The sequence below is a fragment of the Cohnella sp. genome (assembly GCF_041640265.1).
Taxonomy (GTDB): domain Bacteria; phylum Bacillota; class Bacilli; order Paenibacillales; family Paenibacillaceae; genus Cohnella.
The window spans coordinates 1-15,112 of record NZ_JBEQAP010000081.1; the positions used below are offsets into that span (position 1 = coordinate 1).

The following is a 15,112-nucleotide window of genomic DNA, read 5'->3' on the forward strand; positions in this document are numbered from 1 at the left end:
ACATGGGTAAACGAACGAACCAATCCTTCTGTCACATCCCTCATCACATGTTGAAGTCCATGATCCGATACAAAGCCGCGCAGCATGGCATTGCCGTACAATTCACAGAGGAAGCTTATACATCGAAAGCTAGTTTTCTGGATGGTGATCCTTTGCCTGTGTATGGAGAAGGCCAAGCAGGAACGTTTTCTGGAACACGGGTTTATCGCGGCTTATACAGGAGCTTGAAGAGCTTAATCAACGCTGATGTAAACGGCGCAGCGAATATTTTGCGAAAAGTAGTCCCAACAGCAATAGCTTATGGGATAGCGGGGTTGGACGGTAACCAGTCCGTCAACGTGTCAACTCCACTGGTGTTAAGCATTCGGTAGCAGGTACGAATGACACACCAGAGACCCCCCATTCAACCGGAATGTCAGCGGAGGTAAGTGGTGGGAGTATTCATTATTACTGATTTTCGGGTGGGACCATTATTGGAATACTACCTTTTATGTTCGCTTATCCATTCAGCGATGGTCCCAACTCTGGTACGTCAAACATGTGGAACGTATCCTCATGATTTCTTATGAGGGTAAGGAATCGTATTTGATTCTGGGAATTGCTTTATTGTTATTATCAATATTCTCAATGTTCAACCAAGGGCGGCTTATTTGGAACTGGAAAGGAAAGTGGTGAATCAATACACGACTATAACTCGATTAGGAGGACCGCAGGTGCAAGACAACTTAAAACGGATCACCATTCAAGCTTATAAATATGGAAATAGACTGCACTATGAATGGGAAACCATTCTTTTGGAGCAAACCGATACATATGTTCTTGTGCTCGGAGAGTACGGTCGTAAGTTAAAGCATCATTCAAAAGGTAAGAATTTCGAAGTTAACAACTGGACATTGGAGTATTTCTCGTTCGTTGATTGGTTTACGGTTAGCGGAGATATTCGGCACGGGAAGATTTATCAATACTACTGTAACATTAACCAGCCCGCTAAACTTGTGAACGATGTAGTCTCTTTTGTCGACTTAGATCTGGATTACGTGTATAGGGACGGGATTTGGAAAGTGGTCGATGAAGATGAGTTTGAGAACCATTCTATCCAATTTTCTTATCCCCTAGAGTTGATCAACAGTGCTCGACAAGAATTGCTCCAACTTCAGGAACGGATCGAAAGAAAACTATACCCATTCGATGGCACGTTACAGCGGTGGATTCCCAAAATACAAACACGGTTTGTTTCTAAATCATAAATAAGCTTTAGGGAATGGTGATGAAATTGAAGCGTACTATTGGCATTATATTTTTATATGCGACTGTAATAAGAGGTTGCAGTATGTTGAACAAACAATAAAAGAGTGGGAGCCTAAGACGTTATTTTAAACGAACACCTACAAAAAACTGAGCAGTAGGCAATCAGCCCGCTGCTCTCTTTCATTCATCTAAAATTATTCGATTGCCCCGCCAATTGCCGCTCAGCCATCTGGACTAAACGTCGAGTGATGTTTCCACCGATACGTCCGGCGTCTCGGGATGTCATATTACCGTAGTAACCATCTTCCGGAATCGGGATAGTAAGTTCCCGGCAGGTTTCGAACTTCATTTGTTCTAAAGCTTTCTGAGCTTGTTGAACTACGAGTTGATTATTTGCCAAAAGTCTCACCTCCACTTTTTACCGTGTATTATGCTTCCCTGAGTTTTCTCCTATACAAATGCCTTCCACTGTTTCAAGATGTCGACCGTGAGGTCGAATCTGAAGGTAGTCGGCGGCGGGAGTCCAGCCGAAAACTTACGACTTTAATTTCTTTGAAAAATAGAGAGCCCAAGCCACATGGATGAAACAACTAAATACTTAGAACAAATGTAAGACTTTGTTAATAAATTGATTAGCCTCTCATAACAACCTAGGTTTAAATTGAAGGTGTTGTTATTAAAGCTTCAAGGAGGAATATTCGTGAACAAAACGATTAAAATGATGGCCGTATCCCTGCTAGCCGCTTCTCTGTTGATCCCGGGGCTTACATCTGCAGCCGAGATGTCAATGAAAGTGGATTATTCAAAATTCACTATGATGGAGAAGAATGGGGAAACTTGGGTACCGCTGCGTCAGATCGCGAAATCTCTTGGGTACACCGTCAATTGGAGCAAAGCGGATGGCATTACGCTGACTAAGGAAATAATGATGGAAGAAATGAAAGACATGGAAGTGAAGGACATGGAAATGAAACCAAAGATGTACATGATTACATTGATGCCTGGAAATAAAGATTTCATGGTCGGCATGGACAAGATGATGTTAACGCATGCCCCGATGATCATGAAAAACACGACCTATGTAACCAAAGATTTTATCGAGAAATACTTAGTTAATCCGATGATGATGGACATGTAAATCTATCTATAAGTAAGAAGCGCCCGCTAAGTGCTAGCTGGCGCTTCTTTACTTTTTTCCCCTTGCAGACTTAAACTCCCGAATAAGCCATGAAGCCTCCGTCGACTGGAATGACTGTACCGGTGACGAAGCCGGAAGATGTTTCATCTGCAAGCCACAGCAATGTCCCGATTAAATCGTCCGGCTCACCAAAACGTCTCATCGGTGTATGAGCTATAATCTTGTGGGCACGTTCGGTTAACATGCCATCGGGTTGAGTGAGCAAGCTCCGATTCTGTTCAGTGAGGAAGAATCCGGGAGCGATGGCGTTGACACGTATGCCAGACTCGGCGAGGTGTACAGCGAGCCATTGGGTGAAGTTGTTGACGGAAGCCTTGGCAGCGCTGTATGCGGGTACCTTCGTCATCGGACTAGGGGCGCTCATAGAAGAGAGGTTAATGACGCTCGAGCCTGTTCGTCCAATCATCCCTTTGGAGAATATTTGTGTCGGAATAAGCGTGCCGATGAAATTCAGGTCCAGAACGCTGCGAAAGCCCTGTACGCTCAAGTCAAAGAAGGTTGTAACGTTAGGGATATCTAGGTCTTCCGGTTGAAAGGTTTCTCTTGTTGTATTCGCACTAGGCTGATTACCGCCTGCTCCGTTAATGAGAATGTCGCAAGGACCAAACCGTTCGCGCACAACTCTTTCGGCTTCACGCACGCTGTCCACATCGGTAACATCGCATGCTGCGGCTATCGCTTCATATCCGTTATGGCGGATTTTCTCGGCAATCTCTTCGCCTTTCTGAACCGTACGATTCAGAATCGCAATCTTAGCACCTTGCCGGGCAAGCTCGAAAGCCATCGCACGGCAGAGAATGCCGGAGCCTCCCGTGATAACGACTACCTTGCCTAATAAGGAAGGATGCATCGGCCATTGCCTCATGATAGATTCCTCTTTTCACTCTGCTGCTTTGTTCTCTCCAACGTATCCCACGCACCCCATAAATACATGATACCGAGTGCACGATCATACAGACCGTATCCCGGTCGACACTCTTCGTCCCATATGTGCCTTCCATGGTCCGGTCGGCAGTAGCCTGCAAAATTCACATTATGATACGCCTTCACGATGCCTGTAATATCAACGGTTCCATCCTGTGCGCGATGAGAGGTTTCAATGAAGTCTCCATTGTCGTAGACACGAACGTTACGAATATGGGTGAAAGGAATACGTTCCGCGAATTCATGGATCATCGCGATAATATCGTTGCTAGGGTTAGCCCCGAGCGAGCCGCTGCAGAGTGTGATGCCGTTTGCCGGACTGTCATGCAGCTGCAGAAATCTGCGCAAGTTTGCTTGGCTTGTCATGATGCGCGGCAACCCGAAGATCGGCCATGGCGGATCGTCCGGGTGGATAGCCATCTGAATGCCGCAGCGCTCCGCGACCGGAATAATGGCATCGAGGAAATAACCCAAATTGCGCCAGAGATCTTCCTCTGTCACATCCCGGTACGATTCAAACAATGCAGTCAGGTGGGCGAGCCGTTCCGGCTCCCAGCCTGGCATGCTTAGATCGCTATTATTCATAATGCTCTTAACAAGCTCGCTTGGATCCGTATCTGTCGTTTTGACTTTTTCATAGAACAATGCGGTTGAACCATCGTCCATCCTCTTATGCAGGTCCGTTCGCACCCAATCGAATACGGGCATGAAATTATAGCAAATAACTTTGACTCCGACCTGTGCGAGCTTCTCGATCGTGCGGACATACTTCTCGATATAGAGATCCCGAGTCGGTAAGCCCAGCTTGATGTCCTCGTGAACGTTTACGCTCTCTACGACCTCGGTATGTAGTCCTGCCCGCAACGCTTGATCCCGAACGTTCATTATGCGATCCATAGGCCATTCTTCACCTGCAAGGCAGTCATGCAATGCCCATACGATACCTTCTACACCGGGAATTTGTCTGATCTGCTCAAGTGATACCGTATCGTTTCCTTCGCCGAACCAACGAAATACCATGCGCATCTAGTCATCACCTGCCTTTATTTAATATAATTTGGATACTTAGCCTTCAACACGGACATATTCGATAGCCCCAGGTTCAAATGCTTTCTCATTACACTTTCAGCTTGGTCGGGCTGGCGCTTTCGAATGGATTCAACCATTTCCTTATGCTGCTCGTACAAAGGGGACCAATTCTGATCGGCGAACAGCCACAGCCTTCGACTCCGGTTAAGGTGGTAGTTCATCTGCTGAATAACGGCCCAGGTTCCAAGCTTGCGGCAGCCTTCGAACAAGGTGCGATGAAAGGCTTCATCCAGCTCGAACATTCGCAGGTTGTCCTGCTTGTTGATGCATTCTAACTGCATGTCTAGATTTGTATCCAATGAGGTAAGCATCTCTTCCGGAAAATGCTCACATGCAAGCCGGATGACTGCTTTCTCTAGTTGCTCCCGCATGAAGCGGCCTTCCTCGACGAGCTCGGAGTCGATAAGCGATACCTGAGTGCCCCGTTGAGGGAGAACGATTACCAAACCTTCCTGGGCAAGGCGCACGAAGCTTTCCCTGACAGGGGTACGACTCGTTTGGAAAACCGCGGAGGTTTCCTTCTCTGATAAGGCTGTTCCCGGCAGAAGCTCCAGATTCAAGATCTGCTGCTTCAATCGGCTATGGACAGTATTCCCTGCGGAACCCGACTGGGACGGCGTACTCCAAGCCATTGTTTAACCTCCTTTCTTAATATTTTTTTTACCATACTAACACACTTGTATGGTAGTATGGTAGTGTCTATTTTACCAATTAAAAACGATATAACACTGCTGAACGAATGGGGGAAAATAGATGCATTTGCATAGCGCTATTCTAGTCGATGACGAAGTATTTACGCGAAAAGGCTTGATGAAGCTGATCGATTGGGAGGCTTGCGGTTTTCGAATCGTGGATGAAGCCGACAACGGTGAAGATGCTCTTGACCTCATCGAGCGTGTCCGGCCCGATGTGGTCATCACGGATATCCGCATGCCCGTACTTGACGGTCTGGAGCTCATACGCCGCATCGTCGATGAGAGTGAAGCAAATCCGGTGTTCATCATCATCAGCGGCTATCACGATTTCAAATATGCTCAGCAGGCGGTAAGGTACGGTGTACACGACTTCATAGTTAAACCGATCGATGAGAAAGAATTTTCGGATACGCTGCGGAAATTGAACGATCGGCTCAACCGGGAGCGGTTGGAACGCATACGCAATGAACGTTTGATGACTGGCGCCATGATCGAATCGCTCATCCTCGGCGAGGCAGAGGATGCTTTCGTTGCCGAGTGGGAGCATCGATTGATGCTGCGCAAGGCGGATCGCTTGTTCTATCTCTTCGCGGAGCTGAACGACAACCATCCATGGCTGCCGTCCGGAGAGCAAATATCCCTCGTTCGTTTCAAGGAGTTAGTTCAGCAGGAGTTGCTGCACCTGACCGCCGGTGATCAGTCGATCTACTTGCATGAGCACCGAAATCGGATTGGCATCCTTGTGCATGATCGTGTCCTAGCCTCCTTCGAAGGGAATATCGCGATATTTGCCGCAAAGCTTCGAGAGAAGCTGTCGGCCGAAGCGGGTGGGGGTGTATTTCTCTATGCCGGGTCACCAGTCAATAGCCTGTCGGATATCCAGCAATCGTATCGGACCGCAAAGGAAGCACTTCTGTACAAATATGTCCATGATGACAGCCGCATCGTTATCTATGATCAGGTGAGAGCGAATCCATTAAATTATGTCGGGATCGACCCCAACGGGTTTAACCGACTTATTGAGCAGATTGAAGAAATGCAGGAGGAAGCTGTTAAAGGTGTCATAGACGTATTGTTTCAAAATTTTCGCTTAAAGTACTATGCTCCTGAAGCCGTTAAGATGAACATTCACCAGTGCGTACTCGGTGTCACTAAAGCCATCCGCGACATGGGCGGGGATGAACAAACGCTTAACTCCTTTGCGCCTATAGTTGGCTGGCACGATCTGAACCTTTCACTAGGCGAGTTAAAAAGGCTTTTCTCCGATTTCACCAGTGAGAGTCAGCGTTACATCGCCGAGCTGCGGAAGGAACAGGCAAGGGGAGGCATCCATAAAATCCGCTGCTACATTGAGGTTAACTATTCCAGCAACATCAGCCTTAAGAGCATCGCTGCACAATTCTATATCAATCCTGTGTACCTCGGACAGCTGTTTAAGAAGACATACGGCGTTTATTTCAACGATTTTTTATTGCAGATTAGGGTGAATGAAGCCAAGAGACTGTTGCGTCAGTCATCGGATATGCGAATTTATGAAATTGCCGAGAAGGTCGGGTTCAGCAATGCAGACTATTTCGTAACCCAATTCGAGAAGATTGAACAAATGACGCCCTCGGAGTACCGCAATAAATTGTTGTAAGGGCTGAAAGGGGATTATCCATGTGAAGCTGAGCCTGAATCTGAATAATGTTCGACTTCGGAATAAGATGCTGATCCTCTATATTTTTTCTGTTTTCCTTCCAATCGTATTAACGAATGTTATTTTCTATAATGTCACGACGAATAATGTCAAAAATCAACGGATGAAGGATATTTCGCGAGCAGTCGAACAGATCAATAACGAGTTTCGATCCGAAATCGAGGACGCTGTAACGTTATCATGGGTGTTCTATACGGACTATAACTTAAACCAAATATTAGAAACCGACTATCAGGAACCTGCCGATTACATTGAAGCCTATGACTCCTATTTCCGTAGAATACTGAATAGCTACACTCCCGTGTACACCTCCGTCCAAAATATCAAAATCTATGTCGAGAATCCGACTATGCTGCATTCAGGCGGCATCGGGTTCCTATCGAATGAAGTTAAACAATCGGATTGGTATCAGTTATTGGAGGAAAGGAAATCTTCTCACCCCATCTTCATTCGAACACAGCAGGAGGACATCTATTCCAACAACGACAAGGCTGCGAATCATGATACGTTCAGCGTCATTCGTGAAATGAACTATTATGAATCCCTTAATCAGTGGAAGAAGTACCTCAAAATCGATTTGAAGACAAATTCGATCGAACAAATTTTTCGGAATCTAAATTTGCAAGGCACCATCTATTTAGTCAACGATAAAGGACTAATCGAATATACGACTGACAAGGCAGTGGATTGGCGGAAAGAATCGGTTGCCTATCAGTCATTAGAGTTCCCATCCGACTCGATAGAGTTCAAAGCTGAATATTCCTACGTGAGCTATTTGGAAGGCTGGCGTATTATTGGCACGATCTCGGAAGAGGAGGTACTGAAGGAAGTACGTCAATCACGGGAGTTCGTCATTGGATTAGCCTGCATCAATATAATCATTCCTACGCTGATCATCCTTTGGATTACACATTCGTTGAATGTACGGTTAGTACAAATTCTCAGACATATGAAGAAAGTGAAAAATCAAAACTTCGATACGATCAAGCAAGGAGAATATCTGGATGAAATCGGACAATTAACGAGCGAATTCAATCGGATGACCATTCAAGTGAAAAGCTTGATCGACGATGTATATGTCGCGGATATTCAGACGAAATCGTTAGAGCTTGAACGCAGGAAAGCGCAGCTGAATGCGCTGCAAAGCCAAATTAACCCCCACTTCCTGTTTAACGCGCTGGAGACAATTCGGATGCGCAGCTTGATCAAGGACGAGACAGAAACGGCCAAAATCATTCACAATATGGCCAAAATATTCAGAACTTCGCTGACTTGGGGCAAGGATCGGGTAGCAGTGAGCGAGGAAATGGAATTTATCGTTTGTTTCCTGGAAATTCAGAAGTACCGATTCGAGGATCGGCTGCACTATCAGATTCATATCGATCCTTCCGCTAGAGCTTGTACCATTCCGAAGATGATGTTTTTACCTTTTGTGGAGAATGCCAGCATACACGGAATAGAGCCGCTCAAGCATGGAGGCAGAATCGACGTGCGAATTGAACGAGAAGACAGTGAGCTTGTATTCTCGATTAGAGACAACGGGATCGGCATGGATGAGGAAAAAGTGAAGCAGTTCTATGGGTATTTGGAAAGCGAGGAAGAGATCGGAGAGAGAGTCGGTGTTCAAAACGTCATTTATCGTATGAAGCTGATCTATGGCGACCGTTTCCAGTTTTTGATTGAGAGCGGGCTTGGACAAGGTACATTCATTCGTCTCAGAGTTCCGGTAGATTAAGCTAATCGTTATTTCAGTCATCTTCTATTCTTAACGTAATGGATGCTTTTGACTTCAGTCATGAGAGGAATTTGTGTTTCTCTTGCTCCTGTCTATCTCTCAAAGTCCCTCCTTCGTCCCTCCCCCCGTATGAAACATTGAGTCAGAATTTGGAAATCACACTGTCAACGCCTGAACAGATAGCGTTATTACACCAGACGCTACAGGCTTACCGTCATGCCTGCAACTTTGTCTCCAAACAGGTGTTTGAAAAGAACGAACGCTCCAAGGCAATGTTGCATCTGCTGACTTACCGGGAACTGCGTTCTACCTTTTCACTGCGTTCGCAAATGGCCCAGTCCGTAATCATCACGGTGTTAGCGCGTTACAAGTCTCTTGCCGGCAATCGCCACTCCTGGACAGAGGTAAGATTCAAGAAACCGGAATATGACCTCGTATGGAACCGGGACTACTCCTTGACCAAACAGACTTTCTCCGTCAACACGCTAAATGGCCGGATCAAGGTGCCTTTTGAGAAGAAAGGCATGGAAGCCTACTTCGACGGGACCTGGAGATTCGGCACCGCAAAGCTGATCCACAAGCGGGGCAAGTTCTTCCTGCATATTCCGATGACTAAAGATGTGGATGATGTGTCCGAGCCCTTCTTGCATGAAGTCGTCGGCGTGGACTTGGGCATTCACTTTGTTGTGACTAGCTATGACTCGCAAGGGAAGTGCTTGTTCTTCTCTGGCAGACCGATCAAGGACAAGCGATCGAAATACAAACACATGCGTAAACGACTCCAACAAGTCGGAACTGCTTCAGCCAGAAGAAGATTAAAACGAATCGGAGAGCGAGAAAACCGCTGGATGACGGATGTGAACCACCGTGTATCGAAGGCACTCGTTCATCAATATGGAGCCAACACCTTGTTCGTTGTGGAAGACTTGACCGGCGTTCGAGGAGCTACAGAGTGTGTTCGGGTGAAGGACCGCTATGTAACGGTATCCTGGGCGTTCTATCAGTTACGCAAGATGATCGAGTATAAGTCAATCAAGTATGGCGCCAAGGTAATTGTCGTCGATCCGCGATACACGTCGCAAAGCTGCCCGAAATGCGGTCACACGAAGAAAGCGAATCGGAACAAGAAAAAGCATCTTTTCTGTTGCAAGGCATGCTCCTACCGCTCGAATGATGATCGCATCGGGGCCATGAATCTTCAGCGCAAGGGAATCGAGTACCTCGCCGAAGTGGTTGCATAGGTATACCTGTGCAATGGGGCTGTCGTCAACCTGCCTATCGTAACGCCACCTTTAAGGAAGGAGGCTGCCAGCCGTTCTCACTTCCGGGCAGTTACAAGCTCGTGACTTAAGTCACGAGTTGTTGATATATGCTTTTTACAGTATGAACTATAGTTTGCGGGGTAAACAATAGCTCCTGAATTTCCTATAATGAAAGTGCTTACAAAAACATAATAGGTTTGAAAGGGGCTCGAAAAACAGTGGCAAAGAAATTATTATTGGGTTGTTTGGCCGCAGTAATGATTATAACTTCGGCATGCTCAAACAAGAACAATGACGCAGACGCCAAACCGTCAGACAGTGCTGGCAGTCCTCAAGCATCGGCATCTGGTGATACGACTAAACCAGTCGAGAAAGTCACATTTTCTTATTTTAACGGAGTTGCAGCAGCTAAGGATATTAACACCAATGAGACGACAATCGGTAAAATTCTCGAGGATCAAACGGGCGTCAACTTTAAGATTGAGCACTTAGTAGGCGATCTGAATACAAAAATCGGGACGATGATTGCTTCTAACGCGTATCCGGATGTTATGATACCGGACGCTGCAATTGACAAGATTCTCGATGCTGGTGCATTCATCGCATTGGACGACCTGATTGAACAGCATGGTCCGAATATCAAGCGCGTTTATGGTCCGTATTTCAACCAAATGAAAGCGGCAGACGGCAAAATTTATTTCCTGCCTTTCTCTAACGTGGTCGGTGAATATATTCCAGATCCGAATATTAACCAAGGCGCCTTCTGGGTACAACGCCGAGTGCTGAAGGAAGCGGGTTATCCGAAGATTACTACGCTTGATGCTTATATGGATCTCATTAAGAATTTCGTAGAAAAACATAAAGACGAAGATTTAACGGGAATGGTTACGTTAACGCATGACTGGAGGTTCTTCGCAACCTCAAACCCGCCGAACCATTTGCAAGGTTATCCGAATGACGGCAATGTAATCGTCGATATGACGACTCATGAAGCGAAAACTTATGCAGCTACAGATGCGACAAAGCGTTGGTTACAGAAACTGAATGATATGAATTCACAAGGCTTGTTCGATAAAGCTTCCTTCGTAGACAACTACGACCAATACTTGGCGAAATTAACTTCTCATAAAGTCGTTGGCTTCTTCGATTACGGCTGGCAGTTCGGCAATGCGCAGGCCGCTCTGAAGGATGCAGCTAAAGCAGATCCAGCCCAAGATGATTTTGTTTACTTCCCGTTGCCAGTCACCTTTGATGGACAGAAGGACCAATATCTTGATCCTCCGGGATTTGTTAAGAACCGTGGTATGGGAATCACGGTCAGTGCGAAGGATCCAGCTCGCATTATCCAGTACTTGGATAATCTCTTAACAGATGAGAACCAAGTTCTTCAAAAATGGGGCATTAAAGGAGAAACGTTCGAGGTTGACGATAAAGGTCGGATGTATCGCACGGCTGAACAAATCGCTAAGATTGATGAACCATTCAATGAGAAGTTCGGATTTAAGTATTATTCCTGGAACTGGCCTTTATACTCTCCCAACTCTACGCTTCCGGATGGTAACGCGGTTGCTCCTGGCATGCAGCCTGAAGTATTCCAAATGGGCTTGACCGATGGCGACAAGTTAATTCTTGAGAAATATGGCGTTAAAACGTATTCCGAGATGTTCGCTGCTCCAGATGCCCGTCCTTGGTACCCATCATGGGGGATTCCGAAGGAGCAAGGCTCAGCGCAGCAAATATGGGAAACGAAAAAAGATGAGATTACGAAGAAATACTTCCCGAAATTGGTTCTTGCGAAACCGGCTGATTTCGAGAAAGTATGGACGGAATACACTGATGCATTCAGCAAGCTTGACACAGCTGCATACGAGAAATGGACTACAGACGAAGTGAAAAAGCTGATTGATGCCTCCAAGTAATAAATAATTAGGAATAGGCGAAAGGCCGGCTTACTCGTGCTTCTCGCACATAAGTTCGGCCTTTCCTACTGTTTAACCTGATTCAGTCCGGAAGGAGAAAGAAACGATGGAGAATAAACCAACACTGTTAACGCCAAACCTGGCGTTGCCAAAGAAGCCGACGGGACTGAAGCTGTTTGCTATGAAGCTAGTGCAGCAACGCGTGCTGGTCTTAATGTCAGTGCCATTCCTAGCGTGGTTGTTTATATTTAAATACATGCCTCTATGGGGCTGGACAATCGCTTTTCAAGACTATAAACCGGCTAAGAATTTTAGCGATCAGAAATGGATCGGGTTTGATCATTTTCAATTCCTGTTTCAAGATGAGAGGTTTATTCGTGTATTAAGAAATACGCTTGCGATGAGCGGAATCAATCTCGTGCTTGGGTTTGTTACGGCTATAACGCTTGCTTTGCTCTTAAACGAGGTGCGTAAGGTAGCATTTAAGCGGATCGTTCAAACGGTAAGCTATTTGCCGCACTTCATCTCATGGGTTGTCGCAGCGAGTATCGTTCAAACAACGTTATCGCCCGATGGCATCATTAACGAATTGCTGCTCCGGTTTGGCTTCGTGGAAAAAGGCGAGGAGATATTATTCCTCGGTATTCCGGAATACTTCTGGGGAATATTCGGAACAAGCTCAGTATGGAAGGACGTAGGATGGAATACGATCGTCTATCTGGCAGCAATGACCATGATCGACCCCGCGCAATATGAAGCTGCGGAGATGGACGGAGCAGGCCGCATTAAACGGATGTGGTACGTCACGCTGCCGGGCATTAAACCTGTTATCATCGTATTGTTAATTATGAATATCGGGTATTTGCTGGAATCGGGTTTCGAGCCGCAGTACTTGTTAGGTAACGGCATGAACATCGATTATTCAGAGAACCTTGACATATTTGTTCTGAAATACGGGATTGCTCAAGGCAACTTCTCGCTTTCTATCGCAGCGGGAATGTTTAAGACGATTGTCAGCTTTATTCTGTTGTTCGCAGCGAATAATATTGCGAAACGTATGGGCGAGTCCAGATTGTTCTAGAAGGAGGGGTAGATAATGGCTAATACAGCCACGGGAGTTGTGTTAAGAAAGCCTAGCCGCATTAGATCTTCGCGCGGCGACCAAATATTCGATATTTGCAACTATATTTTTCTCACCATTCTGATGATCGTAACCTTATATCCTTTCTTGAATACGGCCGCCGTTTCGCTCAACAATGCGACCGATTCGATTAAAGGCGGTATTTATTTATTGCCGAGGATATGGACTTTAGATAACTATGCTTATGTGTTTAAAGAAGCAACGATATTCCATGCGACGTTGATCTCGATTCTTCGTACTGTCATCGGTACAGTGTTTACCGTTTTTTGTTCAGCGATGGTCGCGTACACGATTAGCAGACAGGATTACGTGCTTCGGAAATTCGTTACCGTCGCTTTCATTCTGACGATGTACTTTAACGGAGGTCTCATTCCCAACTTCCTCTTGATCCGCGATTTGGGTTTGCTCGACAATTTCTGGGTATATATTTTCCCAGGTCTGATTGGAGTGTTTAACCTAATCATTATTCGATCCTTTATCGAAGGTCTTCCGGATAGTATTCTGGAGTCCGCGAGAATAGACGGAGCGGGAGATTTCAAGACATTCTTCAGCATCGTTCTGCCGCTGTGCGTACCCGTGCTTGCGACGGTGGCGCTGTTCACGGCAGTCTATCAATGGAACCAATGGTTTGACGTATTCTTATACAATTCATCGAATATCGATCTTAGCACGCTGCAGTATGAGCTTCAGAAAATCCTTCAGAACTCGAACGCTTCCTTGACGACGAAGACAGCAGGCGATGCGTTCGCGAATGCGAACAATTCAGGGGCAAACACGGTAACGCCGTTCGCAATCCGTGCAACGATGACAATTGTGGCATCCTTGCCGATCATCATGGTTTATCCGTTTCTTCAAAAGTATTTCGTTAAAGGGATGACTGTAGGCGGTGTGAAAGGTTAAGGAGGCAAAGGAAATGGGAAACAGCGCAAATGGCAACGTCCCTAAGTTGTACGAAGCTTTCAAAGGGTTTTTCGATATTGGGGCAGCAGTTAATTCGCGTACAATCATCCAAGCAGGGGATCTAATCGCTAATCACTATAACAGCCTTACCGCAGAGAATGAAATGAAATTCGTAAGTGTACATCCAGCCGAGGATACTTATACGTTCGAAGAAGCAGATAAAATCGCAGCGTTTGCTAGTAAGAACGGAATGAAGATGAGAGGGCATACGCTTGTTTGGCATAATCAAACGAGCGATTGGCTATTTCAAGAAGACGATGGGAGTCCGGTTAGCCGTGATAAGCTGCTTGCTCGCTTGAAATCACATATCGAAACAGTCGTAAATCGGTACAAAGAGGATATATATGCCTGGGATGTCGTCAATGAAGTCATTACCGACGAAGAGTCGGTTGCTCTAAGATCAACAAAATGGCTGGACATTGCCGGACCGAGTTATATCGCTAAAGCTTTCGAGTACGCTCACGAAGCAGACCCTAAAGCCCTGCTCTTCTACAATGATTACAACGAGTCGAATCCCTTGAAGCGCGACAAGATATATAATCTCGTGAAATCACTGCTTGACCAAGGTGTTCCCATACATGGTGTCGGACTTCAGGCGCATTGGAATTTGTATGATCCAGGATTGAATGATATCCGGGCTGCCATTGAGAAGTATGCATCGCTTGGCCTAAGGCTGCAATTGACTGAGCTTGATGTGTCGGTATTCCGCTTTGATGACAAGCGGGAGGATCTGGTCGCCCCTACCGAAGAAATGATGGAGAATCAAGCGGGGCGGTATGAATCACTGTTTAATTTGCTTAGGGAGTATCGGGACAGTATCGACGCTGTCACTTTCTGGGGCGCCGCAGACGATTATACATGGCTGAACGACTTTCCGGTTCGCGGGCGGAAAAACTGGCCATTTCTCTTCGACGAGAATCACAAACCTAAAGACTCATTCTGGAGTGTCGTGAACCAGAATTCAAAACGCTGAACAATATATTAAAGGTAGAGTAAGCCGGATCACCTCTTACACAGGTGTCCGGCTTTATCATATCTTGACGAGAAGACTCCCTCTTCAACGAAGTAAGAGGGGGATGAATCGGCATTTTCTTTTGCCTCAGATGCGAACATACGTGCTATAATGAAAGGGGGATTTACGTTCGCAGAAGGGGGTGTGCAAACTCAGATGCTACACCACAAAGCCTTTCGTTTTCGTCTCTATCCAACGACCGAGCAGATCATCCTCATTCGCCAAATGTT

The 15,112-nt window shown here is 46.1% G+C and carries 15 protein-coding genes; 11 read left to right on the top strand and 4 right to left on the bottom strand.

Annotation, left to right across the window (positions count from 1 at the left end; all coding sequences use genetic code 11):
- Positions 1-371: zinc ribbon domain-containing protein (locus ACESLK_RS28700; protein ID WP_483862628.1), on the top strand; the 371-nt coding region annotated here is incomplete at its 5' end.
- Between the two features lie 342 nt (positions 372-713).
- Complete coding sequence (locus tag ACESLK_RS28705) at positions 714-1,247, top strand: DUF402 domain-containing protein (protein WP_373233249.1); 534 nt, start codon at positions 714-716, stop codon at positions 1,245-1,247.
- A gap of 185 nt (positions 1,248-1,432) precedes the next feature.
- Here ACESLK_RS28705 and ACESLK_RS28710 read toward each other — a convergent pair whose 3' ends face one another.
- Positions 1,433-1,648, bottom strand: a complete 216-nt coding sequence (locus tag ACESLK_RS28710) for an alpha/beta-type small acid-soluble spore protein (RefSeq protein ID WP_373233250.1) — start codon at positions 1,646-1,648, stop codon at positions 1,433-1,435.
- 300 nt (positions 1,649-1,948) lie between these two features.
- Between ACESLK_RS28710 and ACESLK_RS28715 the strand changes: the two genes are divergently transcribed.
- Positions 1,949-2,386, top strand: a complete 438-nt coding sequence (locus tag ACESLK_RS28715; protein WP_373233251.1) for a stalk domain-containing protein — start codon at positions 1,949-1,951, stop codon at positions 2,384-2,386.
- Between the two features lie 70 nt (positions 2,387-2,456).
- Here the strand turns inward: ACESLK_RS28715 and ACESLK_RS28720 are convergent, their stop codons facing one another.
- From ACESLK_RS28720 to ACESLK_RS28730, 3 genes are read right to left on the bottom strand one after another with little or no spacing between them, the layout of a single operon-like run.
- Positions 2,457-3,311 carry an SDR family oxidoreductase gene (locus ACESLK_RS28720; protein WP_373233252.1) on the bottom strand — a complete coding sequence of 285 codons (855 nt, stop codon included), beginning with the start codon at positions 3,309-3,311 and terminating at the stop codon, positions 2,457-2,459.
- Complete coding sequence (uxuA, locus tag ACESLK_RS28725; RefSeq protein ID WP_373233253.1) at positions 3,308-4,396, bottom strand: mannonate dehydratase; 1,089 nt, start codon at positions 4,394-4,396, stop codon at positions 3,308-3,310. The genes ACESLK_RS28720 and uxuA overlap by 4 nt, the downstream gene beginning before the upstream one ends.
- 17 nt (positions 4,397-4,413) lie before the next feature.
- Positions 4,414-5,091: a GntR family transcriptional regulator gene (locus ACESLK_RS28730; RefSeq protein ID WP_373233255.1), complete on the bottom strand. Its 678-nt coding sequence runs from the start codon at positions 5,089-5,091 to the stop codon at positions 4,414-4,416.
- Positions 5,092-5,212: 121 nt separating this feature from the next.
- Between ACESLK_RS28730 and ACESLK_RS28735 the strand changes: the two genes are divergently transcribed.
- From ACESLK_RS28735 to ACESLK_RS28770, 8 genes are all read left to right on the top strand, one after another.
- On the top strand, positions 5,213-6,793 hold the full coding sequence (locus ACESLK_RS28735) for a response regulator (RefSeq protein ID WP_373233256.1): 1,581 nt from the start codon (positions 5,213-5,215) through the stop codon (positions 6,791-6,793).
- A gap of 67 nt (positions 6,794-6,860) precedes the next feature.
- Positions 6,861-8,588, top strand: coding sequence for a sensor histidine kinase (locus ACESLK_RS28740; RefSeq protein WP_373233261.1), 1,728 nt, complete (start codon positions 6,861-6,863; stop codon positions 8,586-8,588).
- A gap of 149 nt (positions 8,589-8,737) precedes the next feature.
- Positions 8,738-9,829 carry an RNA-guided endonuclease TnpB family protein gene (locus ACESLK_RS28745; RefSeq protein WP_373233262.1) on the top strand — a complete coding sequence of 364 codons (1,092 nt, stop codon included), beginning with the start codon at positions 8,738-8,740 and terminating at the stop codon, positions 9,827-9,829.
- A 239-nt stretch (positions 9,830-10,068) separates the two neighbouring features.
- The gene (locus ACESLK_RS28750) at positions 10,069-11,769 is read left to right on the top strand and encodes a type 2 periplasmic-binding domain-containing protein (RefSeq protein ID WP_373233257.1); all 1,701 of its coding nucleotides are present in this window, start codon (positions 10,069-10,071) and stop codon (positions 11,767-11,769) included.
- A gap of 106 nt (positions 11,770-11,875) precedes the next feature.
- Positions 11,876-12,850, top strand: a complete 975-nt coding sequence (locus ACESLK_RS28755; RefSeq protein ID WP_373233258.1) for an ABC transporter permease — start codon at positions 11,876-11,878, stop codon at positions 12,848-12,850.
- 15 nt (positions 12,851-12,865) lie between these two features.
- On the top strand, positions 12,866-13,810 hold the full coding sequence (locus tag ACESLK_RS28760) for a carbohydrate ABC transporter permease (RefSeq protein ID WP_373233259.1): 945 nt from the start codon (positions 12,866-12,868) through the stop codon (positions 13,808-13,810).
- A 13-nt stretch (positions 13,811-13,823) separates the two neighbouring features.
- The gene (locus ACESLK_RS28765; protein WP_373233260.1) at positions 13,824-14,843 is read left to right on the top strand and encodes an endo-1,4-beta-xylanase; all 1,020 of its coding nucleotides are present in this window, start codon (positions 13,824-13,826) and stop codon (positions 14,841-14,843) included.
- Between the two features lie 195 nt (positions 14,844-15,038).
- The coding region (locus tag ACESLK_RS28770; protein ID WP_373233264.1) for a helix-turn-helix domain-containing protein at positions 15,039-15,112 on the top strand (74 nt) is incomplete at its 3' end.

Bases quoted from the DNA above. Each gene is read 5' to 3' on its own strand.
- uxuA (WP_373233253.1), bottom strand. From the start codon at position 4,396: ATGCGCATGGTATTTCGTTGGTTCGGCGAAGGAAACGATACGGTATCA.
- ACESLK_RS28760 (WP_373233259.1), top strand. From the start codon at position 12,866: ATGGCTAATACAGCCACGGGAGTTGTGTTAAGAAAGCCTAGCCGCATT.
- ACESLK_RS28720 (WP_373233252.1), bottom strand. From the start codon at position 3,311: ATGAGGCAATGGCCGATGCATCCTTCCTTATTAGGCAAGGTAGTCGTT.
- ACESLK_RS28730 (WP_373233255.1), bottom strand. From the start codon at position 5,091: ATGGCTTGGAGTACGCCGTCCCAGTCGGGTTCCGCAGGGAATACTGTC.
- ACESLK_RS28765 (WP_373233260.1), top strand. From the start codon at position 13,824: ATGGGAAACAGCGCAAATGGCAACGTCCCTAAGTTGTACGAAGCTTTC.
- ACESLK_RS28735 (WP_373233256.1), top strand. From the start codon at position 5,213: ATGCATTTGCATAGCGCTATTCTAGTCGATGACGAAGTATTTACGCGA.
- ACESLK_RS28740 (WP_373233261.1), top strand. From the start codon at position 6,861: ATGCTGATCCTCTATATTTTTTCTGTTTTCCTTCCAATCGTATTAACG.
- ACESLK_RS28755 (WP_373233258.1), top strand. From the start codon at position 11,876: ATGGAGAATAAACCAACACTGTTAACGCCAAACCTGGCGTTGCCAAAG.